26 protein-coding genes are annotated in these 25,054 nt (G+C 71.6%); 8 read left to right on the top strand and 18 right to left on the bottom strand.

Going from position 1 to position 25,054, the window contains the following annotated elements:
- Positions 1-179 precede the first annotated feature (179 nt).
- The 5 genes from OEIGOIKO_RS19725 to OEIGOIKO_RS19710 all read right to left on the bottom strand — a co-directional run bounded on the left by OEIGOIKO_RS19725 (position 180) and on the right by OEIGOIKO_RS19710 (position 5,473).
- Positions 180-2,675, bottom strand: a complete 2,496-nt coding sequence (locus tag OEIGOIKO_RS19725) for an MFS transporter (RefSeq protein WP_461791929.1) — start codon at positions 2,673-2,675, stop codon at positions 180-182.
- An 89-nt stretch (positions 2,676-2,764) separates the two neighbouring features.
- Positions 2,765-3,238, bottom strand: a complete 474-nt coding sequence (locus OEIGOIKO_RS19720; protein WP_125045919.1) for a MarR family winged helix-turn-helix transcriptional regulator — start codon at positions 3,236-3,238, stop codon at positions 2,765-2,767.
- 233 nt (positions 3,239-3,471) lie between these two features.
- Complete coding sequence (gene tgmC, locus OEIGOIKO_RS19715) at positions 3,472-4,611, bottom strand: ATP-grasp peptide maturase system methyltransferase (protein ID WP_246177429.1); 1,140 nt, start codon at positions 4,609-4,611, stop codon at positions 3,472-3,474.
- Positions 4,608-4,799 carry a hypothetical protein gene (locus tag OEIGOIKO_RS42895; protein ID WP_246177428.1) on the bottom strand — a complete coding sequence of 64 codons (192 nt, stop codon included), beginning with the start codon at positions 4,797-4,799 and terminating at the stop codon, positions 4,608-4,610. Before OEIGOIKO_RS42895 ends, tgmC begins: the two co-directional genes overlap by 4 nt.
- Entirely contained in the window at positions 4,796-5,473 is a 678-nt protein-coding gene (locus tag OEIGOIKO_RS19710; RefSeq protein WP_125055169.1) for a TetR/AcrR family transcriptional regulator, read from the bottom strand. The genes OEIGOIKO_RS42895 and OEIGOIKO_RS19710 overlap by 4 nt, the downstream gene beginning before the upstream one ends.
- Positions 5,474-5,537: 64 nt before the next feature.
- Between OEIGOIKO_RS19710 and OEIGOIKO_RS19705 the strand changes: the two genes are divergently transcribed.
- A complete protein-coding gene (locus OEIGOIKO_RS19705; protein ID WP_125055168.1) occupies positions 5,538-7,046 on the top strand; it encodes a monooxygenase in 1,509 nt (502 codons plus the stop codon).
- Positions 7,047-7,073: 27 nt separating this feature from the next.
- Here OEIGOIKO_RS19705 and OEIGOIKO_RS19700 read toward each other — a convergent pair whose 3' ends face one another.
- Complete coding sequence (locus OEIGOIKO_RS19700) at positions 7,074-7,739, bottom strand: class I SAM-dependent methyltransferase (RefSeq protein ID WP_125055167.1); 666 nt, start codon at positions 7,737-7,739, stop codon at positions 7,074-7,076.
- A 232-nt stretch (positions 7,740-7,971) separates the two neighbouring features.
- On the opposite strand from OEIGOIKO_RS19700, the gene OEIGOIKO_RS19695 reads away from it, so the two are divergent.
- The 3 genes from OEIGOIKO_RS19695 (at position 7,972) to OEIGOIKO_RS19685 (ending at position 9,387) form a co-directional block, all read left to right on the top strand.
- Positions 7,972-8,277: an ArsR/SmtB family transcription factor gene (locus tag OEIGOIKO_RS19695; RefSeq protein WP_125058801.1), complete on the top strand. Its 306-nt coding sequence runs from the start codon at positions 7,972-7,974 to the stop codon at positions 8,275-8,277.
- The gene (locus OEIGOIKO_RS19690; protein ID WP_125055166.1) at positions 8,277-9,014 is read left to right on the top strand and encodes a cation transporter; all 738 of its coding nucleotides are present in this window, start codon (positions 8,277-8,279) and stop codon (positions 9,012-9,014) included. The genes OEIGOIKO_RS19695 and OEIGOIKO_RS19690 overlap by 1 nt, the downstream gene beginning before the upstream one ends.
- 151 nt (positions 9,015-9,165) lie before the next feature.
- Positions 9,166-9,387, top strand: coding sequence for a hypothetical protein (locus tag OEIGOIKO_RS19685; protein WP_125055165.1), 222 nt, complete (start codon positions 9,166-9,168; stop codon positions 9,385-9,387).
- 36 nt (positions 9,388-9,423) lie between these two features.
- Here the strand turns inward: OEIGOIKO_RS19685 and OEIGOIKO_RS19680 are convergent, their stop codons facing one another.
- Positions 9,424-9,768, bottom strand: a complete 345-nt coding sequence (locus OEIGOIKO_RS19680) for a hypothetical protein (protein WP_125055164.1) — start codon at positions 9,766-9,768, stop codon at positions 9,424-9,426.
- Entirely contained in the window at positions 9,765-9,947 is a 183-nt protein-coding gene (locus OEIGOIKO_RS19675; protein ID WP_125055163.1) for a hypothetical protein, read from the bottom strand. Before OEIGOIKO_RS19675 ends, OEIGOIKO_RS19680 begins: the two co-directional genes overlap by 4 nt.
- A gap of 267 nt (positions 9,948-10,214) precedes the next feature.
- Here OEIGOIKO_RS19675 and OEIGOIKO_RS43955 point away from each other — a divergent pair, with 267 nt between their 5' ends.
- Positions 10,215-10,715: a GntR family transcriptional regulator gene (locus tag OEIGOIKO_RS43955; protein ID WP_371859027.1), complete on the top strand. Its 501-nt coding sequence runs from the start codon at positions 10,215-10,217 to the stop codon at positions 10,713-10,715.
- Positions 10,716-10,751: 36 nt separating this feature from the next.
- On the opposite strand, the gene OEIGOIKO_RS19660 is transcribed toward OEIGOIKO_RS43955, so the two are convergent.
- The 3 genes from OEIGOIKO_RS19660 to OEIGOIKO_RS19650 all read right to left on the bottom strand — a co-directional run bounded on the left by OEIGOIKO_RS19660 (position 10,752) and on the right by OEIGOIKO_RS19650 (position 12,904).
- Positions 10,752-11,309, bottom strand: coding sequence for a Uma2 family endonuclease (locus OEIGOIKO_RS19660; RefSeq protein WP_125055162.1), 558 nt, complete (start codon positions 11,307-11,309; stop codon positions 10,752-10,754).
- Between the two features lie 99 nt (positions 11,310-11,408).
- Positions 11,409-11,858: a MarR family winged helix-turn-helix transcriptional regulator gene (locus OEIGOIKO_RS19655; protein WP_125055161.1), complete on the bottom strand. Its 450-nt coding sequence runs from the start codon at positions 11,856-11,858 to the stop codon at positions 11,409-11,411.
- 194 nt (positions 11,859-12,052) lie between these two features.
- Positions 12,053-12,904 carry a hypothetical protein gene (locus OEIGOIKO_RS19650; RefSeq protein ID WP_125055160.1) on the bottom strand — a complete coding sequence of 284 codons (852 nt, stop codon included), beginning with the start codon at positions 12,902-12,904 and terminating at the stop codon, positions 12,053-12,055.
- 459 nt (positions 12,905-13,363) lie between these two features.
- Between OEIGOIKO_RS19650 and OEIGOIKO_RS19640 the strand changes: the two genes are divergently transcribed.
- On the top strand, positions 13,364-14,008 hold the full coding sequence (locus OEIGOIKO_RS19640) for a CatB-related O-acetyltransferase (RefSeq protein WP_125055159.1): 645 nt from the start codon (positions 13,364-13,366) through the stop codon (positions 14,006-14,008).
- Positions 14,009-14,055: 47 nt separating this feature from the next.
- Here OEIGOIKO_RS19640 and OEIGOIKO_RS19635 read toward each other — a convergent pair whose 3' ends face one another.
- The 6 genes from OEIGOIKO_RS19635 to OEIGOIKO_RS41665 all read right to left on the bottom strand — a co-directional run bounded on the left by OEIGOIKO_RS19635 (position 14,056) and on the right by OEIGOIKO_RS41665 (position 19,320).
- Positions 14,056-15,177: a methyltransferase domain-containing protein gene (locus OEIGOIKO_RS19635; RefSeq protein ID WP_125055158.1), complete on the bottom strand. Its 1,122-nt coding sequence runs from the start codon at positions 15,175-15,177 to the stop codon at positions 14,056-14,058.
- Between the two features lie 359 nt (positions 15,178-15,536).
- On the bottom strand, positions 15,537-16,421 hold the full coding sequence (locus OEIGOIKO_RS19630; RefSeq protein WP_246177427.1) for a hypothetical protein: 885 nt from the start codon (positions 16,419-16,421) through the stop codon (positions 15,537-15,539).
- 275 nt (positions 16,422-16,696) lie between these two features.
- Positions 16,697-17,533 carry an RNA polymerase sigma factor SigF gene (locus tag OEIGOIKO_RS19625; RefSeq protein ID WP_030017597.1) on the bottom strand — a complete coding sequence of 279 codons (837 nt, stop codon included), beginning with the start codon at positions 17,531-17,533 and terminating at the stop codon, positions 16,697-16,699.
- Between the two features lie 191 nt (positions 17,534-17,724).
- Positions 17,725-18,534, bottom strand: a complete 810-nt coding sequence (locus tag OEIGOIKO_RS19620) for an RNA polymerase sigma factor SigF (RefSeq protein ID WP_174857188.1) — start codon at positions 18,532-18,534, stop codon at positions 17,725-17,727.
- A 245-nt stretch (positions 18,535-18,779) separates the two neighbouring features.
- On the bottom strand, positions 18,780-19,073 hold the full coding sequence (locus OEIGOIKO_RS19615) for a Dabb family protein (RefSeq protein ID WP_125055156.1): 294 nt from the start codon (positions 19,071-19,073) through the stop codon (positions 18,780-18,782).
- A gap of 82 nt (positions 19,074-19,155) precedes the next feature.
- Positions 19,156-19,320, bottom strand: a complete 165-nt coding sequence (locus tag OEIGOIKO_RS41665) for a hypothetical protein (protein WP_167515140.1) — start codon at positions 19,318-19,320, stop codon at positions 19,156-19,158.
- Positions 19,321-19,940: 620 nt separating this feature from the next.
- Between OEIGOIKO_RS41665 and OEIGOIKO_RS19610 the strand changes: the two genes are divergently transcribed.
- Together OEIGOIKO_RS19610 and OEIGOIKO_RS19605 are read left to right on the top strand one after the other, a co-directional pair.
- Complete coding sequence (locus tag OEIGOIKO_RS19610) at positions 19,941-20,309, top strand: ArsR/SmtB family transcription factor (RefSeq protein ID WP_125055155.1); 369 nt, start codon at positions 19,941-19,943, stop codon at positions 20,307-20,309.
- A gap of 7 nt (positions 20,310-20,316) precedes the next feature.
- Positions 20,317-23,361, top strand: coding sequence for a P-type ATPase (locus tag OEIGOIKO_RS19605; protein WP_125055154.1), 3,045 nt, complete (start codon positions 20,317-20,319; stop codon positions 23,359-23,361).
- Here the strand turns inward: OEIGOIKO_RS19605 and OEIGOIKO_RS19600 are convergent.
- Positions 23,352-25,013, bottom strand: coding sequence for an LCP family protein (locus OEIGOIKO_RS19600; RefSeq protein ID WP_125055153.1), 1,662 nt, complete (start codon positions 25,011-25,013; stop codon positions 23,352-23,354). The genes OEIGOIKO_RS19605 and OEIGOIKO_RS19600 overlap by 10 nt on opposite strands.
- Positions 25,014-25,054: the final 41 nt, after the last annotated feature.

Raw genomic sequence — 25,054 nt, 5'->3', positions numbered from 1 at the left:
GCTCCGGGCGGCGGCACGCAGGCCGTCCCCTGCCTGTGCGCGTACCGCCGCCGGAGCCCTGGGGTCCGGCCCGTGCTGCCTCTCCGCTCAAAAGGACAGCGGGCCGGGGTTCGTGCGCCCCGGGGTGAGCCGGGGCTCCCGGGGGCCCGCCGCCGTACGGCCGGCCCCCGGGCCCGGGATCACTCGCCGGGGTGGGCGAGCTCGACGTCGTAGCCGTCGACCCCGCGCGCGTCGACCGTCAGGCCGTTGGCGACCGGCGGGTAGCCGCTCGCGATGACCGTGTAGTCGCCCGCGTCCAGGTCGGTGAAGGCGTACGCGCCGTCCTCACCGGTGGTGGAGGTGGCCACGACGTTGCCCGCCGCGTCCACGAGCGTGACCCGCGCGTCCGGCAGCGGGCGCCGGTCGGCTCCGGCCCGTACGACGCCCTGCACCCGGGCGCCGGACAGCAGCTCGATCTCCATCCGGGTGGAGCCCTGCCCGCCGACCTCGACCGGCAGCGCCGTCGGCCGGAAGTCGGCCGCGTTGACGGCGATGGTGTACGTGCCGGGGGCCAGCTCGTCGAAGGAGAAGAAGCCCTCCTCGCCGGTCTTGCCGGTGGCCAGCACCTCACCGCGCACATCGGTGACCACGACCATCGCGTCCGTCACCGGCTCGCCGGTGACCGCGCTGCGGACCTGGCCGCCGAGGCCGCTGGTGCCGCTGAGCAGGATGTCGTAGGCCAGGGCCTGCTCGCCGACGACGACCGTGGACGCCTGCGGCTGGTGGCCGTCGGCGGCCGCGATCAGCACGTACGAACCGGCGCCGGGGGCGTTCAGCACGTACGAGCCGTTGGCCTGGACCACCGAGCGGCCCAGCTGGCTGCCGCTGAGCGAGATCAGCGTGACCGCCGAGTTCGCGACCGGGTGGCCCTCCGCGTTGCGGACCGAGCCGTGGATCGCCGGACCGGCCGGGACCTCGTCACCGCCGCCCGCCGAGGCGTACGCCGCCAGCGGCTGGGTGGTGGCCGACGCGGACGGCTGCTGCGCCCAGGAGGGCGCCTGGCCGTCGTCCTGGCCCACCGGGGCACCGGCGCCCACGAGGGCGGGCTCCGGCTGCGGCTGCGGGGCCGCGGCGGTGGCCGCACCGGCAGCGGCGGGTGCCGCGGCCGGCTCGTCGGACTGCGCCAGACCACCCTGGGTCTTCAGCGCGACCTCCTTGATGAACAGCGTCAGCAGGAAGGCGAGCAGCGCGCACGGAGCCGCGTACAGGAAGACGTCGGCGACGCCGTGCCCGTAGGCGCTCTCCATGATCGTCCGGAACGGGGCCGGGAGGGCGTCCAGGTCCGGGATGCCGCCACCGCCGCCGGCGCCGCCCTGCGCGAACTTCGCCGCGGCCTGCGGGCCGAGCTCCTGCACGCCGTCCTTCACGTAGTGCGTGACGCGGTTGGCGAGCACCGCACCGAGCGCCGAGACGCCGACCGCACCGCCGAGGGAGCGGAAGAAGGTCACAACGGAGGAGGCGGAGCCGAGGTCCTTCGGGGCGACCTGGTTCTGCGTGCAGAGCACCAGGTTCTGCATCATCATGCCGATGCCGAGGCCCATCAGCGCCATGAAGATCGCGATGTGCCAGTACTCGGTGTCGTACCGGATGGTGCCCAGCAGGCCCAGGCCCGCGGTCACCAGCACGCCGCCGGAGACCAGCCACGCCTTCCACTTGCCGGTCTTGGTGATGACCTGACCGGAGACGGTCGAGGAGATGAACAGACCACCGATCATCGGGATCGTCATGATCCCGGACATGGTCGGCGACTCACCGCGCGCCAGCTGGAAGTACTGGCTGAAGAAGACGGTGCCGGAGAACATCGCGATACCGACGAACAGCGAGGCCAGCGAGGCGAGGGTGATCGTCTTGTTGCGGAACAGCCGCAGCGGGATGATCGGCTCGCTCGCCTTGGACTCGACGTACACGAAGATCGCGCCGAGCACGATCGCGCCGCCGACCATGGCGAAGGTCTGGCCCGAGATCCAGTCGTACTTGTCGCCCGCCAGGGTCACCCACACCAGCAGCAGCGAGACCGCCGCGCTGATGAAGAAGGCACCCGCCCAGTCGACCTTCACGTCCCGCTTGACCACGGGCAGCTTCAGGGTCTTCTGGAGGACGATCAGGGCGATCACCGCGAACGGCACGCCGACGTAGAAGCACCAGCGCCAGCCCATCCAGCTGGTGTCGGTGATGACGCCGCCCAGCAGCGGGCCGCCGACGGTGGCGACCGCGAAGGTGGCGCCGATGTAGCCGCTGTAACGGCCGCGCTCCCGCGGGGAGATCATCGCGGCCATGACGATCTGGGCCAGCGCGGACAGACCGCCCACGCCGATGCCCTGCACGACCCGGCAGGCGATCAGCATGCCGGAGTTCTGCGACAGACCGGCCACCACCGAGCCCGCCACGTAGATCACCAGCGCGATCTGGACCAGCAGCTTCTTGCTGAACAGGTCGGACAGCTTGCCCCACAGCGGGGTGGTCGCGGTCATCGCCAGCAGCGACGCCGTGACGACCCAGGTGTAGGCGCTCTGGCCGCCCTTGAGGTCATGGATGATCTCGGGCAGCGCGTTGGAGACGATCGTCGAGGACAGGATGGCGACGAACATGCCGAGCAGCAGCCCGGATATCGCCTCCATGATCTGACGGTGCGTCATGGGCGCCCCGTCGGGAGCCGGGTGGCCCCCGTGCTTGGCGTGGCCGCCCCGCACACCGGATGGTGTGGTCGTAGCCATGTAATTCCTTTTCATTCCGCGGGTGTGCGGGTGGTGGGTTCGTGATGCGCCCGGGTCCGGCAGTCGCCGAAGCTCGTACGGAGCCGGGCGAGCAGTTCGTTGAGCCGGCCGACGTCGCTGTCGGACCAGTCGTCCAGATACCGGGCGAGTGATGCTGTGTAGCGCTCGGAGAGCTCCGCGAGGAGCGACCGGCCGCTCGGCGTCAGGCGCAGCAGCCGCGACCGCTTGTCCAGCGGGTCGGGCTCACGCTCGATCCAGCCGCGCTCGGCGACGTGGGCCACGTGCCGGCTCGTGACCGACATGTCGATCGCGAGCAGCTCCGCCAGCTTGCTCATCCGCATCTCGCCGTACCGGTCGAGCAGGGTGAGCACTCCGGCCGAGGCGGGCGGGCAGTCGGGCGGCAGAATCCGCCCCATCTCACGCTTGACGGCACCGATGGCACTGAGCTGCCGGGCCAGCTCCTCGTACTGACTCTGAGCGGCCATGGGCACCTCCGCACTTCTTCTTTTGTTGCCTTGAGCAACCGTAGAACCACTTGGTTGCTGAAGGCAAACGATTCTGCGGCAGAGGAGGTAAAGGAAGCCAAAAGGTTGGCAAGATCAATGGTCAAGGGGGTGGGGTGGGGGTGTGAAGGGGCAGGTCAGGGGGCCTTGGCGGAATGACGGGGCGGAACGGGCCGTGACCTCCACGGCCACTCGTTGATCTCTCCCACCACGGTCTACACAGGCAGGAACCAGCGTGGACCGTCAGGGCTCCCGAGCCACACGTACTGCTCTTCGGGAGCGGCCGTCATGCCGAACGCAGTGGTATCCGGAGCACCTTCCTTCTGCCAGGTCAGGACGGCGTCCTCGACTTGGTCCCACAGGCGCAGGGGGCCGCGCTGATGCACCGCTGTGTCCGCGCCCCCGCCTTCGGTCCAGGCTTGTGAGCCGGTGGCGACGTCGATCAGGACGTAGTTGTCGCCGGTGCTGACCAGCTCGGCGGAGGGGGCGCCGAGCTGGGCGACGAAGCGGCCCGTGGGATCGGTGAGAAAGCTGGGGTCGATGCGGGCGGGCCGGGTGTCGCCGGGGTGGCGGTAGAGGGTGGGGCGTGGTGGGCGTTCGTGGGGTCGGGCGAGCATGTACGAGACGGAGTCGCCGCCGGCCAGGAAGCGGCCGTGGGCGTCCCCGTTCTCATCGAGGGTGAGCCGGATCATGCCGGAGGCGAGCATCCAGCCGCTGAGGGTGCAGGTGATGCTTCCGGCGTCGGTGATCTGAAAAATCCAGGAGCGGGGGATGGTGCGAACGGAGCAAGTGGCCACAACGGCGTCGTATTCGGCGGCTTCCTGATGCCCGCGCAGTCCGTCGCCCTGGATGAGGGTGGGTGCGTAGCCGGCCGCGTGCAGACGCGTGGCGGCGCGGCGGGCGACGCCGGTGTCGTACTCGACGCTGACGACGTGGTCATGGCCCAGGCTGTGGCACAGGAGTGCGGTGGAGTAGCCGGTGCCTGTGCCGATCTCCAGCACCTTGTCGCCGGAGCGCAGCCCGGCGGCGTGCAGGGTGCGTACGACCAGAGTGGGCCGGGTGCCGGAAGAGGTAGGGACACCCGTCACCGGGCCCGGAGCGTCGGCCGCGTCCACGCCATCGACCTGCGTCACCCAGGTCTGGTCGGTGTAGACCATGCGCAGCCACTCCTCTTCGCCGAGACGGGCGCGGTGGACGGGTTCCCAGCCGGGCGGGGCGGGTCGGTAGACGGAGTGGTCCATGAACCGTTCGCGGGGCACTGCGGCAAGCGCCGCGATCCAGACCGGGGCAGGTGGCGGGCTCGCGGCGGCGACCTGGTCGGCGAGGGCATGGCGCAGTGCGGCGGAATCGTTCACGGGGCTTCCCCTGTGTGCTGGAGATGGCCGGCCAGGGCGGTGGCGATCTGTTCGGTGATGGTGTCGCCGCAGAACGCACACTGGCCGTTCGGATTGCATTCGTACATCCGCGGTCGTTCGTCGGCGTCGAGGCCGAAGTCGAAGGCGCCGAAGACCAGGCCGAAGGCATCCATGTAGGCGCGCATCATTTCCTCGCCGGCGGCGCGTGCCGTGCCCGCAGGCCCTCGATGAGCAGATCGAGACCGAATTCGAAGAGTCCGGTGAAGTCCGTGCTGGTGAGGGTGGGGAGGGTGGCGCTGAGGTGGGGGTACGTCCCTGCCGTCACGGCGTCGCGGAGGACGCTCGCGCCCTCGGGGACCCCGTCCTGCGCCTGGACCGCCGCCTGCTCCTCCAGGGTGTGGCCCACGGTGTAGTTGACCACCGTGTAGAGCGCCCGAGCCGCCGCATCGTCGGCGAAGCCCGCCTCGCGCAGTACGCCCACGAACGCGTCGGCGAAGCCGAGGACGCTGGCTCCCGTCGCGTGGGTGCCCGCGAAGACGCGCGCGCCGTCGCGGTGGGCGAGCAGGGCGTTGCGCTCCGCGCGGGCGAGGGCGGCCAGTCGCTCGCTCCAGTCGCCGCCGTCCGTCGCGGTCGCTTCCGCGACGCTCTCCATCATCCGCTCCGCCATGGCGGTGAGCAGATCCTGCTTGGTCGCGAAATAGCGGTACAGGGCGCCTGCCTGTACGCCCATGGCGTCGGCGAGCCGTCGCATGGTCAGCGCGTCCAGGCCCGACTCATCGAGCAGGTCGAGTGCCGTTTGCAGGGTACGGGCGCGGTCGAGTCGGGCGGGGCGGCCGCGGACCGGGCTTGACGGAGAGCTCATGGCTCTCACTATAGTGAACGCCGTTCACGTGAACGTTGTTCACTAAATAGGGAGGGTCACTCCGATGAATGTTGATGTGGCTGTCGTGGGCGCGGGACCGACCGGGCTGATGCTCGCCTGCGAACTGGCGCTGGCCGGCGTGCGCACCCGTGTCTTCGAGCGCCGTACCGAGCCGCAGCGCGACTCGCGGGCCCTGAGCTTGCACCCGCGCAGCGTGGAAGTGATCGACCAGCGTGGGCTGCTCGACCGTTTCCTCCCGCTCGGGCGCACCGTGCCCGGCTGGCACTTCGCCCAACTCCCCACCCACCTGGACTTCTCCGTACTGGACTCCCGGCACGGCTACACCCTCTTCCTCGCCCAGGCGCACACCGAGGCGCTGCTGGCGGAGCGTGCCCGGGAGCTGGGCGTCGAGGTCGAGCGCGGGTGCGAGGTCGCCGGGCTGAGCCAGGACGCCGACGGGGCCGAGGTGGAGGTGTGCGGTCGGGACGGTGACGTCGCGACGATACGGGCCCGTTACGTCGTCGGCTGCGACGGCGGACGCAGCGTCGTACGGCAGGCCGCCGGCATCGCCTTCCCGGGTACGGACGAAACCCTCACCGGCGTACTCGGCGACTTCGCGGTCACCGACCCCGCCGCCCTCGACGCCGCCCGCGCGCGGGGCGTACTGGTCGCCCCCATGGAGGACGGCGTCGTCCGGCTCGTCCTCATCGACCCGGAGCGGATGCGGGTGCCGACCGGCGAACCCGTGACCCTGGAGGAGTTCCGCGAGTCCCTGACCCGGATGTGCGGAACCGACTGCGGCGTCGCCGAACCCCGCTGGCTCTCCCGCTTCGGCAACGCCACCCGGCTCGCCGAGAGCTACCGCGCCGGGCGCGTGCTCCTGGCGGGCGACGCCGCCCACATCCACTTCCCCGCGGCGGGCCAGGGTCTCAACACCGGCCTCCAGGACGCGATGAACCTCGGCTGGAAACTGGCCGCCGAGGTCAACGGGTGGGCACCGCCCGGTCTGCTGGACACGTACGACGTGGAGCGCCGGCCGGTCGGGCAGACGGTCACCGAGAACACCGAGGTGCAGACCCTGCTGGCCGAGCTGACCCTCGTACGGCAGTATCAGCGGCCTGCTGCGGCCCTGCGCAAGCTGTTCGGCGAACTCCTCGGCATGGAGGAGGTCAACCGCACGCTTGCCACCCAGGTGTCCGCGCTCGGTACCGCCTATCCGGCGGCGCCCGGTTCCGACCCGCTGGTGGGGCGGCGGATGCCGGACATCGGCCTGAAGGCCGCCGCGTCGGAGGCGGTACGGGTCTACGAGCTGTTGACCGCGGGCCGGTTCGTGCACCTCGATCTCGCGGGGGACGATCCGGACTTCGAGGCGGCCGTCACCGCGGGGTGGGGCTCACGCGTCACCGCCGTGACCGTCGGCGACCGGGAGGCCCACCCGAACCTGGCGGGCGTCGCCGAGGTGTTGATCCGTCCGGATGGGCATGTCGCATGGGTGAGCCGTACGGCCGGGGCCGGGGACCGGCGTGCGGAGCGGCGGGCGGCGCTGTCGGCCTGGGCCGGGCTGCCTTCCTGAGTCGTCGTCCGGGCCTCGGCATTCGGATCACTGTGGCAGTCGCTGGGTGACGCGCCACAGGCGGCGGGGCAGATCCCCCTCCTCGAAGGCGTGGACCTCCTCCAGCTGCCAGCCGTCGGCCAGGGCGTCGACCAGCCGACGGGGGAAGAAGTGCACGGCGAAGCCGTCGTGTTCATAGATGTCGTCCCCGTGCACGAGGCCGGAGCCGTAATGCGCGTCGCCGGTGTGGCGCACGGTGTAGACGAAGGTTCCGCCGGGTCGCAGTACGTGGCGGACCTCGTCGACCACGGTGTGGATCTCCGCGGTGGAAAGGGCCATGCACAGCAGCATGTGCGCGAAGACGCCGTCGGCCGAGGAGTCCGGCAACGGCAGCGGTGTCCGTACGTCGTGCGCCAGGCAGGTCACGCGCTCGGCCAGCCCCTGGGCGACGGCCGTCCGCCGGAGCTGTGCCAGGCCGGAGGCGGAGAAGTCGGCGGCCCGGACGGCGAAGCCCTCGCGGGCGAAGTGCAGGGCGTCCCTGCCGTGGCCGGCCCCCAGCTCCAGCACGTCCCGCGCCCCGGCGGCCCGGAAGGCAGCGGCGGCGTACCGCGCGGGCGCGCTGGGCTCCTGGCCGTACATGGCGGGATGCGCGTCGTAGGTGCGCTGCCAGTGCGCGCGTTGTGCCGCGGCCAGGTCGGGGCTGTCGGCTTGCATGGGGTGCCGCTCCTTCGGGGGCGAGTTGCGGCCGGGCCGCTTCTGCCGGTGTGGGCCGGTTCCGGTGCCATTCCGGCCGACTGTAGGCATGCGGGGCCGGCCGCGGGCACCGCCATCCCGACGGTTCACCACTTCCTGAGTTCACGGAAACGTGTACTGTCGTCATGTGCTGACTGCCGCGAACGCCATCGACAACGCCATCGACACCGACAACGCCATCGACATTGACGTAATGGTCCGCTTCGGCCGTGCGCTCGCCGACCCCATCCGCTGCCGCATCCTGCTCGCCCTGCGGGACGCCCCCCGCTATCCGGCCGATCTCGCCGACGCCTTCGACATCTCGCGCACCCGGCTGTCGAACCACCTGGCCTGTCTGCGCGACTGCGGCCTGGTCGTTACCGTTCCCGACGGACGCCGCACCCGTTATGAACTGGCCGACGAGCGCCTCGGCCACGCGCTGGACGACCTGCGCGCGGCGGTGGTCGCCGTCGAGACCGACCGCACCTGTCCGGATGCCGGAACGAAGGGCTGCTGCTGATGGCGACCGGCACGTCCCTGCCCCTCGGCCCGTCCCCGGCCCGCCGCGAGACGCTCACCCGACGGATACGGATGCTGGTCGCGGCAACCATCACGTACAACGTCATCGAGGCGGTCGTCGCCCTCACCGCGGGCAGCCTCGCCTCCTCCACCGCCCTGACCGGCTTCGGCCTGGACTCGGTCATCGAGGTGTCGTCCGCCGCCGCGGTCGCCTGGCAGTTCTCCGCCCGCGAGCACGCCGTACGGGAGGCGCGGGAGAAGACCACGCTGCGGATCATCGCCGTCTCCTTCTTCGCGCTGGCGGCCTATGTGGCCGTCGACGCCGTACGCGCCCTGACCGGTACCGGCGAGGCCGAACGTTCTCTGCCCGGCATCGTGCTGGCCGCGCTGTCCCTGGCCGTGATGCCGTTCCTGTCCGGCGCCCAGCGCGGGGCCGGCCGTGAACTCGGCTCCGCCAGCGCGGTCGCCGACTCCAAACAGACGCTGCTGTGCACGTACCTGTCCGCCGTCCTGCTGGTCGGCCTGATCCTCAACGCGACCCTGGGCTGGGCCTGGGCCGACCCGGTCGCCGCGCTAGTGATCGCCGCCGTGGCGGTGAAGGAGGGCCGCGACGCCTGGCGCGGTGAGGGCTGCTGCGCGACTCCCGCCGGCACGGCGGCCGGACCCGCCGACGCCGGGCCCGCCGGTGCCCAAGCGGACGCGTGCGATTGCCGTCCCGGCTGCGACTGCTGCGTTTGACCGTCCCAGGCGGTATCGATGCCCGGCACCCGACAGGCCACCGCCGGACAGCCGACGCCACCCGAGCACCGCAACCGCGCGGTGAACTGTGCTGTGACGCACGAGGCCCAGGGGTGTGCCGTCCATGCCGGGTTCGCTAGTGTCCTGGCCTATGGCGAACTACCAGCAGAACCCGGCCAACGGCCAGCCCGACCCGGCCGGCAGCACGCAGATGTTCCGCGCCTTCGTGGACGAGGGCGCCCCCGAGCAGCCCGGTGGCCGCCGGGCAGCGGCCCAGCAGCAGTCGTCCGGCGGCCCCCGCATCGGCGTCATCGTCGGCGTGATTGTCGCGATCGCGGTCGTCGTCGGCGCCGCCTGGCTCGCCCTGAGCTGACCGGCCCGTCCCCGGCCACGTCGCCCTGACGGCCCCTCACTCGGCCGCAACCAAGCGGCCGACGCCCCCCTTTCCGCTCGCACCGCCCAGGCCGGGAATCCGCCGGCCTCGGCTGTCGGCGACCCGCAACGCGTCGTGCAGCGCCTCGACCAACCGATTGGCGAGAAAGCGCAGTTCACTGGCGGACGCGTCGGGTTCGCCCAGCATCACCCCGGCGTGATCGAGCAGCTCCGTACCCATGTCGAGCTGCGCTGCCTCCATGTCGTCCGCGAACCGCGCCACGTAGCCGTCACCGTCGGTCGACAGCAGACACTGCTTACCGCCCTCCTGCGACCAGGGCAGCAGCCGCATGCCCGGTACGGGCCCCTCCGCCGCGCTCATACGGCGAACTCCCCGTGCATCGTGCGGATGCGCGCGAAGCGGTGGGCTTGCCGTTCGGCGTACTGCGCTTCGTAGGCGGTGAGGTAGGGGCGTACGAGGGGGGAGGTGTTGGTGTTCAGGGGGGTGTCGAGCGGACTCGGTGCGCGGCGTACTGGCCGCGCGGGGCAGGTGGGGCGCACAGGCGCGTGGAGGGTAGTGACGGGGGCAGACGCTGGCGGTGCGAGGTGATACCTCAGCCAGGTCATGGCGCGGCGGATACGGTGGTGCACGTCGACGCTCTTTTCGTAGATGGGTGGCGTTGGCCGCGCCCCGGCAGTGGTGGTGCACTCGCCGGGGCGTTCTCAAGCCTACCTATGGCTGATATACCAGTCTAGAAGAACAATGTCTCAACCCTCGAACAAAGTATCTCGCCTGCTGTACGGCAGCTTGCTTAGCTTGATGAGGTGATGGAATTCGTCCCTGACCGGCCCCGCTGGCACCAGGTTGCCGATGTGATCCGCGAGCGCATCGCCGACGGCACGTACGCGCCCGGGGAACGCGTTCCGTCAGTGCTCCAACTCGAAGAGGAATTCGGCATCGCGGGTGTCACTGCTCAGAAGGTGCACCGAGGACTGCGAGCCGAGGGGCTGATCCACACCCAACCTGGCTTGGGTTCGTTCGTATCGGGCCGGACCGGGGATGAGCAGCCGAAGATGGTGAATCCTCGCTCCAAGTGGGAGCAGATCGCCGACGTGGTCCGTTCGAGGATCCTCAGCGGCGAGTACCCGCCGCGCCACTTGGTCTCCGAGGTCCGGCTGGAGCAGGAGTTCGGCGTAGCGCGCATGACCGTACGCAAGGTCACCGCCGCCCTCCGAGAAGAGGGGCTGATCACCACAACGCCCGGCATGGGCTCTTTCGTCTCGCCGAATCTGCCGAAGGAGCCTGGCGAGGGTTCGGGCGAAGCCTGATCGGACGAGTCCGCGATGGCGCCGAGCAGCCGTCGGTCACCAGCCGCTGGTGTCCAGGTCCAGGCCGAACGGGTCCGGGATGTGCAGCGGGGTGCCGTACGGCAGCGGGCCGGTGATGCGGGTGTACCCGAGCCGGCCGGGCTCGGCGAACAGGGTGAGCGTGCGTTGCTGTCGGTCTACGAGCAAGTACAGCGGCGCCCCGTACTCGGCGTAGCGGCGACGCTTGATGCTGCGGTCGGTGTCGGCATCCGCCTCTGACGTGACCTCCACGATCAGCAGCGTCTGGTCGGGACGGAGGGCACCGGCGTCCTTGGCTACGGCAGCCGGGACGACGGCGAGGTCGGGTACGTACCAGTTGGGTGAGCCGGGCAGGTCGAGGTCGCCGGAGCCGATGATGCAGTGGAGGTCGGCGGCGCGGGTGCCGAGCTGACGGCGGAGGCGCTCGGCGACGGTCTCGTGGGCCCAGGACAGGGATAGCGGCTCGATTACACCCTCGATGAGCTGGGACCGGCCGCCGTGGGCATGCCGGGCCGCGCGCTTCAGGGCGTGCTCCGGGGCGGCGCCGTCACTGTGGTCGGCCGGCTTGGTGCGCATGCGCACATCTTCATGGAGAACGATGGCCGGTCTCGCGCCCATTCAGCGCCGTCACCCGGCCGTGTTCGTACGGCTTCCGGCCGGAGCCATGGGGCCGGGCTACTCCGACCGGAAGGGAAACGGCCCCCCGGGGGCCAGCGCGCGCTCGCAAGCGGTGTCCAGGGCCGCCTTCTGGTCCTGCCCCGCGGCCTTCAGGAACTCCTCGTCCAGCTCGGACAGGATGCCTCGCGCCTGGGTGAGCAGCGCGCGGCCCTTGTCCGTCAGCTCCAGGCGCGCGCGGTGGCCCTGGCCGCGCAGGTTGCGTTCGACCGCGCCCAGTTCCTCCAGCATGAGGACGGTGGCGCGCATGCTCTGGCTCGTCACGCCCGCGCGGCGGGCCAGGTCGCTGTACGACAGGTCGGGGTCGCGGGAGATGTGCCCGAGCGCCCCGAACAGCCGCATCGACAGGCCGATGCCGGTGAGCCGCGTTTCCAGCCGCTCCTGGAGACGCCTTCCGGTGGCGATCACCATCATGACCGTCGACAGGGCACTCTCCGGCGCCTTGCTCACCTGTGACTCTCCCTACCGGTGTGCGCGAGTACGGGGCTCTTCCGGTATCAGTGTCCCAGGTGGCGGGGGCGAGACGGTTCTGATGCCGGCAGCCGCGGCTCGATTGCCCGCCACCGCGCATCGCTCAGCTCATGGCCTCGCCGATGCCCGACGTCGGCCCGGCCCGCAGCTTTTCCATCCTCCGGCAAGAGCCATCAGAAGCGCCCTGGCCGGCGAGCGGTTTCGGTTGGCCGGCTCGCCTGCCGGTTCCGGTGGAGCAGCCAGGCCCTGGCGGCCACGACCGGTACGACAAGGGCGGGCACGATCCACCACGGAATGCCGAGCAGGAGACTGGCAGCCGCCACGGCGACGCAGGCGACGGTCATGGTGATGAGCAGCGGCTTGCCGTACCCGCCCAGGCTGTACGGCGCATGGTCACGGGGCCGGGTCAGCTGGACCGCACCGAAGACAAGTGCCATGACAGCGAAGACGCCGAGAGCCGTTCCGATGGCGGCCGCCGCCTGCGGCTCGTCGCGGGGTTCGTCCGAGGTGCTCTGACGCAGCCCCTGCGTGCTGACCGTCATGATGCCGCCGCGCCAGACGGTAGCGGTGACCTGGTCCCCCGGCCGGAGCCGTTCGAGTACCGGCTCCGTGTTACCGAAGGCCACCGTCCTGTTCCAGTACGGGGCGCCGGTGAGGGTCGCCTCGTATCTCACGTTCTTTCCGCCGCCCTGGATCACCGTGTCCTCGACGGTGAAGGTGACCTCGCGCCGACAGTCCTCCAGCCTGCGCACCGCCGTGTGGGCGAGGCACGCCTCGGACGCTTCGTAGTCCCTGTACCGCGCGGCGTCGGTGGGCAGCCACACGGCGAACACGTAGGAGCAGGCCAATGCCGAGAGGAGGGCCCAGAGGACCAGTGCCGCGCCACCGACCCGTGTCCGTACCGAGGACCGCCGTGTCCGTACCGAGGACTGCCGTGTCCGTACCGAGGACTGCCGGCGAGACCGCTCGCTGTCCCGCCGTTGGTCGTCCGTCCTCCGGGACGTGTGCGTCCTCGTCATCGTCATGGGTCGGCTCTCCTTGCCGGACCGGTAGCCGCGCCACTCGCGCTGCGCTCCGGGCCTGTCGCCTCAGCTTCCCTGTTCCGGGAGTCGGCGGGCATGCGCACAACAGGTAGACATCACCGCCTCTTCCCTTCCGCACTCCGGCAGTTCCGCGGAGACGGAGATCCCTCGGAAGCGCCCTGATCCTTTCGCGGCAATCCGTATCTCCTGTCCGCCGTCGTGGTGGACGAGGACGGGATGGCCGCTGACGATGTGGATGCCCGCTTCCGGCGCGCCGTGGTGGTGGTTGGCCGCCGAGCTGAGCGGCGGGTTCTCGACCCTCCCCATCCAGCGCAGGACGGCATGTTTCCGCGCCGGAAGGCCGACTCGGGGCCGGTGGACGGTTAACCGATCGCCAGCGGTGACGGCGGCTGCGATCATGACGCGACCCACCCCCTACCCCTTACGAGAGGGCGATGCCCGATGCCACTTGTCCCCGCTGACCCGAACGTCGTGCACCCGATGCCCGGCCAGCCGCGGGTGGTACTGCTGAAGCCCCTCGTCACCTCGCCGCTGATCGAGGTCGGAGACTTCTCGTACTACGACGACCCGGACGACCCGACCGCGTTCGAGACGCGGAACGTGCTGTACCACTACGGGCCCGAGAAGCTGATCATCGGCAAGTACTGCGCGCTGGGCGAGGGCGTGCGGTTCATCATGAACGGCGCCAACCACCGGATGGACGGCCCCTCGACGTTCCCCTTCCCGATCATGGGCGGGTCGTGGTCCGACCACTTCGACCTGATCAGCGGGCTGCCGGGCAAGGGCGACACGGTGGTCGGCAACGACGTGTGGTTCGGATACCGGTCCATGGTCATGCCGGGCGTACGGATCGGGCACGGCGCGGTCATCGCCTCCGGGGCCGTCGTCGTGGACGACGTACCCGATTACGGCATCGTCGGCGGCAACCCGGCCAAGCTGATCCGACGCCGCTACGACGAAGCGGACACCGCCCGGCTGCTCGAACTCGCCTGGTGGGACTGGCCGGTCGAGCACATCACCAAGCAGGTGCGGACGATCATGTCGGGGTCGGTGGAGGAGCTGGCGGAGGTGGCGCCGAAGCCGTAGGACGTAGGGCAGCAAGCGCGGGTGCGCCTCCGCGCGCCTTCGGCTCCTTACCGGCCCACCGGCCAGCTCGGCCCGTCCTCCTCCGACCCGAACCACGTCCGCTGCTCGTCACCGTCCACCGTCATGCCGAAGTCGAAGACTTCCGGCCTGCCCGCCGCCAGCCACCACTCATAGGCCCGCTCGGCCTCGGTGGCCAGGTCGCGGTCGCCCCACTGGTACGTCTCCCCGGCGCACACGTAGGCCCAGGCAGTGTCCGTCGACAGCCACCAGGCGGGGACGGCGTCCGGCGTCGGCGTACGGGTCGCGTGGACGCCGGGCAACTGGAGGCCGAGGGCGAAGCGGGCGTGGAAGCCGTCGAGGAAGTCCGGCGGGAGCGTGGCCGTGCCGTACCGGCTCTCCGACCACCGCTGCGGGGTGTAGACGCGCGGCAGCGGGCTGTCGGCGCGGCGCTGGCCACGCAGGTCCATGAACGTCAGCGGCATGCCGAAACGGCCACCGGCGGCACGGCGGTCGGCGCTGACGGTCAGGACGGCCAGGCCGGCGGGCTGGAGCGTGGACTTCCACGGCGTGACGATGCGCGCGCCGGGGGCGGACTGGGCGATCCAGGCGGCGGGGACGCGGGACAGCGACGCCGTGCAGAGGACGCGGTCGTACGGCGCCTCCGGCGCATGGCCGTGCTCGCCGTCCGCGCAGATCACGCGGGGCCGGTAGCCGAGGCCGTGGAGCCGCGCGCGGGCCGCGTCGGCGAGGGCACGGTCGACTTCGACGGTGGTGAGGTTGGCGGCGCCGACCCGCTCGCACAGCAGCGCCGAGTCGTAGCCCGTACCCGTCCCGATGTGCAGCACCCGGCTCCCGGGGTCCGGGTCGGTGGCGGCGAGGGTGGTCAGTACGGCGTCGGCCGCGCTGAGCGAACTGGTGGGCAGCCGGCCCGTACCGTCGGCGTGCGCGGGCTGGCCGTCGTCCACCTGCGTGACCACGGGCTCGGTGGGGTGGTGCACCAACGCCGCCCACCGCTGCTCGTCGTCGGCGCGCGCGACGGGGTGGTACCGGTCGTCGTCGGAGTGCCACACCCAGACCGTGTCGGGCGCGAACGCGTCCCGGGCGACGTCGCGGAAGGCCGCGCGCATCCAAGGGCGCTCGAACGCGCCCTTGGAGTCGAGCAGACGCATCGTCCGGGTGTGGTGATGTGACAGGTCGGCCGTCACCGGTGCTTGCCGCCACCGGGCTTGGACACGTCGGGGTGCTGCCCGTCGCTGTCCCGTGGCGACGGCTGCTGCGGTCGGGGATTCGGGGGAGGCGGCTTGCCGTGCGAGCCCATAGGTCCCAGCTCCTTGTGCAGGCAGCGTGAGCTGCGGTTCTGTGCGGTAGTCCGCGTGGACCTACCGGCTGTATCGCTGTCCCGATCATTCCCGCTGAGGCTGGTGTTCAGTGGGGCGCACGGGAGCACGGCTCGGGGAGCTCGTAGCGTGCGGGCAGTGTCGTCTGCACCGCCCCTTCCCGATCGCTCTGCCTGGACGGCCCGGACCTGTCAGCGCCAGTCCACCTGCATGTCTCGCGTCTCGATGTGCATCCCCAGCGGTACGCGCCAGGCGGCGACGCAGACGCGCCAGGTGGCGGTGCGGTGGGTGTGGCCGGTGATGGGGGTGGGGAGTGGGTGGGTGGAGGCGCGGGTGGTCCAGTCGATGCCCAGGGCGCCGATGATGTGGGTGCCGAAGGTGACGGTGCCTGAAGTGACGGGGCGGTCGCCGGTGTTGCGCAGGGTGAGGGAGACGTTTTCGCACCAGCGGGCGTTGGCGCTGGTGCGGTTGACGGGGCCGGTGGTCAGGTGGGGTGGAGTGTTGGGTTTGGGGGCCGGAGTGGGTGCGGGAGTAGGAGTGGGGGTTGGGCGGGGCCTGGGGGCCGGCCCTGGGGCCGGGGGCTGCGCAGGGGGTTGCTGAGGGGGTCCTTCGGAGGGGCGTCCGGGCCGGGAGCTTGGTGGTCCGGGCTGCGTGCCGGGGGTGGAGACGGTGTCGCGGCCGGCTGCACGGTTGCTGCCGCTGCCGCTGCCGCTGCCGCTGCCGCTGCCGCTGCCGTTGTCGCTGTCGTGGCTCTTGGGTGCGGTCGGGGGAGTGCCGCCTGATCCGGGTGTGGCGGATGTGCCGGAGTCCGTCGGCGATGAGGAGGCGTACGGGGGTGAGCCGTTGCCCGTCGCGGGGGCTCCGTCTCCGTCCAGCGGAGTGAGGGTGATCCCGTCGTGCGGGGGTATCGGTCTGGTCGGGGACCGGTCGTCCGCCGGGCCGGCGGCGCCCAGTGCGGCGTGGCCTCGGCCGGTGTCGCTGCCGCAGGCGGTGAGCAGCGCGGCCAGGAACAGGGCGGTGGCCGGCAGGAGGACGCGCGGGACGGGTGATGCCCGCGGGAGGAACGAGGCGCGCAAATAGCGTGGGGCATCTGGGGCGCGCAAATGGCGTGGGGCGTGTGGGGCGCGCAACAGGCCTGGGGCGCGCGGGGGCAGGTGAGCCTGTGGGGTGGAGCGGGTACGGGGAGCACTTGCGGTTCTCGGGGCGCGCGTGATCCGTCGCATCGGGCCAGTGTCACTGACGACGCGTCAGTTGCATAGGCCCGGTACGGCAGGGCGTCGGCCCGTACGGGAAACGGGAGCCGGACGGTGGCGACCGGCTGGTTCGCCGAGGGTGTGGGCCGTGCCCCGGCTCAGTCCGAGATCAGGCCGTCGCGCAGTGTGGCCAGGGTGCGGGTGAGCAGGCGGGAGACGTGCATCTGGGAGATGCCGACCTCTTCGCCGATCTGGGACTGGGTCATGTTGGCGAAGAAGCGCAGCATGATGATCTGGCGCTCCCGGGGCGGGAGTTTGGCCAGCAGGGGCTTGAGGGACTCGCGGTACTCGACGCCCTCCAGCGCGCTGTCCTCGTAGCCCAGGCGGTCCGCGAGGGAGCCCTCGCCGCCGTCGTCCTCGGGGGACGGGGAGTCGAGCGAGGAGGCGGTGTAGGCGTTGCCGACCGCGAGGCCGTCGACGACGTCCTCCTCGGACACGCCGAGGCACTGGGCCAGTTCGGTGACGGTGGGGGAGCGGTCGAGCTTCTGGGCCAGTTCGTCGCTGGCCTTCGTCAGGGCGAGGCGCAGCTCCTGGAGGCGGCGCGGGACGCGGACCGACCACGAGGTGTCGCGGAAGAAGCGCTTGATCTCGCCGACCACCGTCGGCATCGCGAACGTCGGGAATTCGACGCCGCGTTCGCAATCGAAACGGTCGATGGCCTTGATCAGACCGATCGTGCCGACCTGGACGATGTCCTCCATCGGCTCGTTGCGACTGCGGAAACGTGCCGCCGCGTAGCGCACCAGCGGCAGGTTCAGTTCGATGAGCGTGTCGCGTACGTACGTGCGCTCCGGGCTGTCCTTGTCGAGCGTGGCCAGCCGCAGGAAGAGGGAGCGGGAGAGCGTACGGGTGTTGAGAGCGTCGTCGTCGTGCACATGTGGTGCCGGCGCGGGAATCGCGGGAAGCACCTTCGAGCTGCCCAGTTCTACGGACATGCCACCCCCTTGAGGTCGCGGTCGGGTCGCTGCGGCGCCCTCGGTCCGCGGCGGAACCGAGAACTTATGCCTCCACCTGAATACCGGAGGCGGCGCCACGGCAAACGCGGTTCCTGCAGAATGTCACATGTCGGCAACACGCTGTAGCGCCATGTCGACATATCTGTGCAGGAACGGGTAGCCCGTCCCGGTTAGGCTTCGATCCTGTTTGCGGACCGCAGTCGTGCGAAGCTCCGCGACAGTAGCCGCGACACATGCATCTGCGACACCCCCAGCTCGGCGCTGATCTGAGATTGCGTCAAGTTGCTGTAGTAACGGAGGAGCAGGATGCGCTGCTCGCGCTCGGGGAGCTGGACGAGGAGGTGCCGGACGAGGTCCCGGTGCTCGACCCCGGCCAGCTCCGGATCCTCGTACCCGAGCCGGTCCAGCAGGCCCGGCAGCCCGTCACCCTCCTGGGCGGCCTCCAGAGAGGTCGCGTGGTACGAGCGGCCCGCCTCCAGGCAGGCCAGCACCTCGTCCTCGCCGATCTTGAGCCGTTCGGCGATCTCCGCGGTCGTCGGCGACCGGCCGTGCAGCACGGTCAGGTCCTCCGTGGCGCCGTTGACCTGCACCCACAGCTCGTGGAGCCGGCGCGGTACGTGGACGGTGCGCACGTTGTCCCGGAAGTAGCGCTTGATCTCACCGACCACGGTCGGCATCGCGAAGGTGGGGAACTGGACCCCGCGGCCGGGGTCGAAGCGGTCGATGGCGTTGATGAGGCCGATCGTGCCGACCTGGACGACGTCCTCCATCGGCTCGTTACGGCTGCGGAAACGTGCCGCCGCGTACCGGACCAGCGGCAGGTTGGCCTCGATCAGGGCGGCGCGCACCCGGTCGTGCTCCGGCGTGCCCGGCTCCAGGCTCGTGAGCTCGGCGAACAGCACCTGCGTGAGTGCCCGTGTGTCCGCGCTCCTGCTCTCGCGGGATGGCGCCTTGGGCGCAGTTCGGGCCGTCACGGGCACGCCACCCTTCTCAGTCCATTCAACCGGCAAAAGCGGTCATAGCATCACAAGACATGTGCACTGTGTGCAAGCACCGCATAACGCCGTGTTGATGGCAGAGTTGATCGCGGAGTTGATCGTGGAGTTGATCGACGAGCAGGCGTAGGCACGGCCGGGACGGCAGGAAGAAGCCCCTCGCCCGCGAGGCGGGACGAGGGGCGGGACGAGGGGCGGGCGAGACGCGTGCGCGCGGCCGGGGCCGCGGCTCAGAACTCGTAGTCGGCGATCACCCAGGTGGCGAACTCGCGCCACTGTCCGGCGGCGGCCTGATGGGCCGGGTGTTCGATATAACGCTTGAGGGCGTCGGCGTCGGCCACGGCGGAGTTCACGGCGAAGTCGTACGCGATCGGCCGGTCCGTGATGTTCCAGGCGCACTCCCAGAACTCCAGCTCGGGGATCTGGTCGGCCAGCTCCCGGAACGCCTTCGCGCCGGCCACGACCCGCGGCTCGTCGCGTCCGACACCGTCGTTGAGCTTGAAAAGAACCAGGTGGCGTATCACTGGGCGGTCCTCCGTACGGTCGGCCCGTGGCCGTCCCGCGCCGTACGTCCCGTTCCGCACGTCTGCGTACGGCCGGCGCGTCCTACGAGATCAGCTGGGTCATGAACTCGCCGACACCGTGGGCGGCCGACGAAATGCCCTCGAACCCTATCTGCACTAGATCGGCGGCGCGGGCCGGGGACGTGATGATCGTGTACAGGACGAAGACGGCCACCACGTACAGCGCGATCTTCTTCGCTTGCGCCATCTGACTGTCCCCGTCTCCCCTACGGCAGCTCCCGCCCGCCCTTCCCCAGCGTGCAGACCGGGTGAGTGTAACCACTTCCGTAACAGGGGCGGAGCCGGTGGGACGGGGAGGGGAGGAAGGCGGATAGGGGGCGGGAAGGGAGTGGGAAGGGAGTGGAAGGGGGTGGGGCGCGCGGGCCGGCCGTGACTTTGAGGACCAAAGGCCCTTGGAGGCAGGCCCTTTGCCTGCGTTCCGTGAGGGGCGCGCCGAGCAGGATGGTCGTGTGCCCCGCGGATCTGGCAGGAATGCGCGGGGCGCGGGACCCGAGCCTCGCTGCGGGGTCCACGCCGCAAGCTTCCCCCCTGACGGCGGCGCGGACTTCGAGGCCCGGTCCACCATCGGGGGAAACGGCATGTCCCCCCGTTGCCGTTTCCCCCGACCGCACTACGGAGCCCCGGCTCCGGGTCCTCGGGCCCGGGACCGGGGCTTCTGCCGTACGGGGTCTGGGGCGCGCCGTACGGGAGCGGGGCCGGAAGCAGGTCCTCATTCGTACGGGAGTGCCGGACGCCCGGCACCTAGACTGGGACCTTTCGGGGGCACGGGCCCGCCCCTGGGCGGCCCTGGGCGGATGGAGAGCGGCTGTGACGAGTGGCGTCGAGGACGTGGCGGATCCGTCGGCCGAGGTGCTGACGGAGGCCGCGGCGACGTTCGGGCTGCTCGCGTCGCCCGCGCGCCTGCACATCGTCTGGGTGCTGGCGGGCGGCGAGTGCGACGTGAGCGGGCTGGCGGAGCGGGTGGGCGGCGCGCTGCCCGCGGTGAGCCAGCACCTGGCGAAGCTGAAGCTGGCGGGGCTGGTGCGGTCGCGGCGCGAGGGCCGCCGCGTGGTGTACCTGGTGGACGACCCCGACGTGGTGGCGATGGTGCGGTGGCTGGTGGGGCAGCTGACCGACCGGACGGGCCGGTCCGACGGCCCGGCGGTTCCGGGACGCGTCCGTGGCCTGGGCGCCTGAGAGGGCCGTGAGCTCGGCGGCCGCCCGTACGGAAGGGGAGGCGGAGCCGGGCCGGCACACCACCGCACCACCGGGCGTACGGGCGGACAGCGGCGCCCGGCTGCGCGACACCCCCGGGCTCACGGCGCTGGAGACGCTGCGGTCCCTGGAGAGCGGGCCGCGCGGCCTGACCGAGGCGCAGGCCGAGGAGCGGCTGCTGCGGTACGGCGACAACACGGTGCCCGAACAGCGGCCGGCCGGCCGGTCCTGGCGCTTCGTGCGCAGCCTGCGCGATCCGTTCACGACCGTACTGCTCTGTCTGGCCCTGGTCTCGGCCGCCGTCGCCTCCTGGGGGACGGCGTGCGTGATCGCGGTGCTGGTGGTGGTCAGCGCGGTGCTGCGGTCCAGCGGCGAGTACCGCGCCGAGCGGTCCACGGCGGCGCTGCGCGAGCTGATCGCCACGACGGCGACGGTGCAGCGGAGGCCGGGGGCGACCCGGGAGATACCGGTCGACCAACTGGTGCCGGGCGATGTGATCCGCCTCGGGCCGGGGGACCTGGTCCCCGCCGACCTGCGGTTGCTGCGGGCGAGCGGGCTGACGGTGCGCCAGGCGCCGCTGACGGGGGAGTCGGCGCCGGTGGCGAAGTGGCCGGTGGAGGCCGGAACCGGCGCCTCCGGTACGGCCGGGGGCGCCTCCGGTACGGCCGGGGACGCCTCCGGTACGGACGCCCCCGGTACGGACGCCTTCGGTACGGACGCCCCCGGTACGGACACTTCCGCCCCGGGCCTCTTCGAACGGCCCGAGCTGTGCTTCCAGGGCAGCAGCGTGGCGTCCGGCAGCGCCACCGCCGTGGTGCTGGCGACCGGCGCGGACACGGTTTTCGCCGGTACGTACCGGACCGGTACGTACCGGACCGGTACCTACCGGCGGCCGTCCGGAAAGGACGCGGCCCCCGGGCCGGGGGCGCGCGGCACCCGGCGTGCGCGTCCCACGAGCGCCTTCGACCGCTCCGTGAACGGCGTCTCCTGGACCCTCATCCGCTTCATGCTGCTCACGCCCCCGCTGGTGCTGATGGCCAACGCCGCGCTGCGCGGCCGCGGCCTGGAGACGCTGCCGTTCGCCGTCGCGGTGGCGGTCGGGCTCACGCCCGAGATGCTGCCGGTCATCGTCACCACCGCGCTCGCCCGGGGCGCGGCGCTCCTCGCGCGCGGCGGCGAGGTGATCGTCAAGCGGCTGCCCGCGCTGCACGACCTCGGCGCGATCGACGTGCTGTGTACGGACAAGACCGGCACCCTCACCCAGGACCGCCCGGTCCTGGACTGCGCCTTCGGCACGGACGGGCGGCCGGCGCCCGAGCCGCTGCACTGGGCGGCCGTCAACAGCCTGTGGACACTCCAGCTCGCCGAGCTGCCCACGCCGGACGCGCTCGACGAGGCGGTCCTGGAGGCGGCCGAAGACGACTTCGACGAGCTGCTGGCGTACGAGGGCATCGCCGCGCTGCCCTTCGACCCGGTACGCCGTACGTCGTGCGCGGTGGTCCGTACGGACGCCGCCGCGGGGGCCGGCCTCCGGCTCGGCACTCACACGCTCGTGGTCAAGGGCGCGCCCGAGGCCGTACTGGAGCGCTGCGCCCGGGTCCGTACGGACCGTGCGGGGGGCGAGGACACCGACCTGGACGACGCGGGCCGCGCCCGCCTGGCCCGGCTGGTCGCGGACCGTACGGCGGACGGGCTGCGGCTGCTGGCCGTCGCGGTCGCCGAGCGGCCCGCCCGGCCCGGCCGCCGCTACACGACGGCGGACGAGCGCGGCCTGACCCTCGTCGGCTTCGTCGGCCTGCGCGACGCGCTCGCCCCGACCGCCGCCGCGGCCTGCGCGGGGCTGGCGCGGCGCGGTGTCGCCGTGAAGATCCTCACCGGCGACCATCCGGGCACCGTCACCCACGTCTGCCGGGAACTCGGACTCGACACCGGGCCCGGCGCGGTGGTCACGGCCGACCGGACCGACGGCCTCACGGACGCGGAACTCGCCCGGCTCGCCGCCCGCACGACGGCCTTCGCGCGCTGCACACCGGAGCACAAGGCGCGAATCGTGGCGGCGCTGCGGGCGGGGTCGGGCCCGGAGCCGGGTCCGGAGCCGGGTCCGGGGCCGAGTACGGGATCGACTACGGGATCGAGTACGGGATCGAGTACGGGCCCGGTGGAGACCGTGGTGGCCCCGCCCCGTACCGTCGGCTTCCTCGGCGACGGCGTCAACGACCTGCCCGCCCTGCACGCCTGCGACGTGGGCATCGCCCCGCGCGACGCCGTCGACGTGACCCGTGAGGCGGCCGACGTGGTCCTCGCCTCGAAGGACCTCGGCGCCATCGACGGCGCGATCGTCGCGGGCCGCCGCAGCAGCGCCAACATCGCCACGTACCTGCGCATCACCCTCTCCTCCAACCTCGGCAACGTCATCGCGATGCTCGGCGCCGGGCTGCTGCTGCCGTTCCTGCCGATGCTTCCGGCACAGGTCCTGGTGCAGAACCTGTGCTTCGACGCGGTCCAGCTCGCGTTCGCCTTCGACCGGCCGGGGCCCGCCGCGCTGCGCCGCCCGGCCGTCCTGCGCCCCGCCGACCTGCTCCGCTACATCACCGGTTTCGGCCTGCTCAACGCGGCGGCCGACCTGGCCACGTTCGGCGTGTTGGTCCTCGCCGTGCACGGGTTCGGCGACCCGGGCGGCCAGGACGCGTTCCACGCCGGGTGGTTCACGGAGAACCTGCTGACGCAGGCGCTGGTGATGTACCTGCTGCGTACCGGACGCCGCTCGGCGGAAGGCCGGGCGCCCGGCCCGATCCGGATCGCGGTGTGTGCGCTCGCCGTGATCGGGCTGCTGCTGCCTCCGTCGCCGCTGGGCCCGCTGCTGGGGATGGCGCCGCTGCCTCCCCTCTATTACGGGCTGCTGGCGGCGGTGCTGGTGCTGTACGGGGCCGGGCTGGCGTGGGCCAAGGACCGGTACGACCGTAAAGCGGCCGGGGAGGACCCGGAGGCCACGGACCACAGGGCCGCCGGCCCCGGTACGTCGCCTCAGCCGTAGGACAGGTCCGAGCAGATGTTGTCGTCGGCCGAGCGCGCCTTGCCGGCGATGTCCGACGGCGACCCGGACGCCGACGACCCGGACGCCGACGACCCGGGCGAGGGGTCCGGGCCCGGGGCGGAGGCGGCGGGGGACTCCAGCGCCGGATCGGACGCGTACGTGGCGCCCAGGACGACGTTGACGCCCGCGGTGGCCGTCGGCACCAACTGGGCGCCGCGGAAGTGCGCGGCGACGGTCTTGGCCTCGGCCTCCTTGCCCGCGCCGTACTCGACGACGGTGGTCGCGTGGTCCTGGGTCCGCGCGGTCGACGTGCCGGTGACGGTGAAGCCCGCGGACTTGAGCTGGTCGGCGGCGCGGGCGGCGAGGCCGGTGGCGGTGGTGCCGTTGTAGACGGCGACGCTGACGCCCGTACCTGTACCCGTACCGGGGCTCGCGTCCGTACCCGTACCTGTGCCCGTACCCGTACCTGTGCCCGTACCTGCGCCTGTTCCCGACGGCGACGGGCTCGAAGAAGCCGCCCCGCCACCCCCGGCGGACCCCGGTCCGCCCGCGTCCTTCCCGTCCAGCGTGCGGTCCGCCTTGATGTCCGCCCAGAGCCGGTCCGCCTCCGGGTGCACGATCGCGACCCGGGCACCCTGGTAGCGCCAGGGCAGCGTGACGAACTTGGTGTTGTGCAGGTCGATGTCCTTCAGGGACATCGCGAAGGAGAGCAGCTTGTCGGCCGAATCCAGGCCGGGGTCGACGGTCATGGACTGGGTGGCGGCGTTGGCCAGCGGCAGCAGGGTGGTGGGGTTGAAGCCCTGCTCCTTGACCTTCTTGATGAGCGAGCCGACGAACGCCTGCTGGCGCTGGATGCGGCCGATGTCCGAGTTGTCGCCGATGCCGTGCCGGATGCGGACGTAGTCGAGCGCCTGCTGACCGGAGACGTTCTGCGGGCCCTTGGCGAAGATCCGCTCGCCTCGGGAGTGCCGGTTCGGGTTCAGGTCGCCCTGGTAGATGTCCTTGGGCAGGCAGACGGGTACGCCGCCCACCGCGGACGTCATCTTGGAGAAGCCCTCGAAGTCGACGACGACGGTGTGGTCGACGCGTACGCCGGACAGCTTCTCCACCGTGTTCTGGGTGCAGGCCGGATTGCCCCGCGCGCTCTCGCCGACCGAGAACGCCGCGTTGAACATGGCGTTGTGCTGCGCCCCGGTCCACTTGCCGTTGGGGAGCCGGCACGGGGGTATCTCCACCAGGGTGTCCCGGGGGATGGAGACGGCGACCGCGTGCTTGCTGTCGCCGTATATGTGCAGCAGGAAGGCGGTGTCCGAGCGGCCCACGTCGCCTTCGCCGCCGCCCAGCGAGCTGTTGTCGCCGGACCGCGAGTCGGAGCCGATGACCAGGACGTTCTGTCCGCCGGCGCCCTCGGCGGGGCGCTGCGGACTGACTCCTTCCGCGCCGAAGGTGGTGATGTTGCCGTTGAGCTTGAAGTAGAACCAGCCGGCGCCCGCGGTGATCAGCACGAGCAGCGAGACGGCGACGATGCCGGCCGTACGCAGCGGGCGCCGCCTGCGTACGGCCCGGCCCTGCGCGCGGCCCGCCCCGCTCCGGTCCGTCCTCCTGGACCGTCCGGAGCTTCCGGCCACCGCCTTGTGGCTGCTTGCTGTCATGTGTGCACCTCACCCGCGTGGCTTTGTGCCGGGGAAGACGG

Origin of the sequence: Streptomyces paromomycinus (genome assembly GCF_003865155.1) — a bacterium.
Taxonomy (GTDB): domain Bacteria; phylum Actinomycetota; class Actinomycetes; order Streptomycetales; family Streptomycetaceae; genus Streptomyces; species Streptomyces chrestomyceticus.
Note: the sequence above shows the minus strand (reverse complement) of the source record. Positions and strands in the feature narration are given on the sequence as shown.